Source organism: Gordonia cholesterolivorans (assembly GCF_039531975.1).
Lineage (GTDB): Bacteria > Actinomycetota > Actinomycetes > Mycobacteriales > Mycobacteriaceae > Gordonia > Gordonia sihwensis.
The window spans coordinates 1-628 of record NZ_BAAARB010000075.1 but is presented as its reverse complement, the minus strand read 5'-3'; the positions used below and the strand labels follow the sequence as shown (position 1 = coordinate 628).

Here is a 628-nt window from a genome sequence, read left to right as displayed (position 1 = left end):
CACCAGAAAGGTGCTCCTTGCCCTGCTTGTGATTGTCGTTTCGCAACAACAATTATTGCAGCTCAGAGCACCTTTCTTCATGAAAACGGCAGGTCAGGCGAATTCAGCGATGAAAGCCCGAGGCTAAGAACGGCCAGCGGAGCCTGGTTGAGGGAAGCTTCTGGACGAAGGGTGTGGGGTATTCACCGCTGATGCTGGCGATGGGCGCAGGTGCCGCCGCCTTCTCATCCGCACGCAAGGTCGTGCTCGCGGAGGGAGCAACCGAAATGTTGATCTTGCCGTCGCTGATCAAGAAGGCGATCGGGGCCGAAGACCTCGACTACCAAGTCGCCCCCGGACTGTCTGAGGTTCCCGTATCCATGTATCCCGAACTCGACCTCGAAGGAGCGCGAGTCGCCTTTCTTGTCGACGGCGACGATGGCGGTAAAGAACTGCGCGAGGCGCTTGTCGATGCGGATGTTCCTGAGGATCGCATAATCACCCTCGGAGCCCTGACTCTTGTGGCGTGTCCCCCGTGAACCGGTCCGGGTTGTTTTAGAGTCCCGATTGCCCTGATGAGGGCAGAGAAGGGACGATGAGGACCATGGCAGGACGTAAGCGTCACTCGGCCGAGGACATTGTGCGCAAG

General features: G+C 58.8%; 1 protein-coding gene. It reads left to right on the top strand.

Features of this window, described 5'->3' with window-relative positions:
* The first annotated feature begins 191 nt into the window (after positions 1-191).
* Positions 192-518 carry a hypothetical protein gene (locus ABFX36_RS18950; RefSeq protein WP_346077838.1) on the top strand — a complete coding sequence of 109 codons (327 nt, stop codon included), beginning with the start codon at positions 192-194 and terminating at the stop codon, positions 516-518.
* The last annotated feature ends 110 nt before the right edge of the window (positions 519-628 follow it).

Excerpts from the sequence above, each read along its gene's own strand:
- ABFX36_RS18950 (WP_346077838.1), top strand. The coding sequence starts at position 192 with ATGCTGGCGATGGGCGCAGGTGCCGCCGCCTTCTCATCCGCACGCAAG.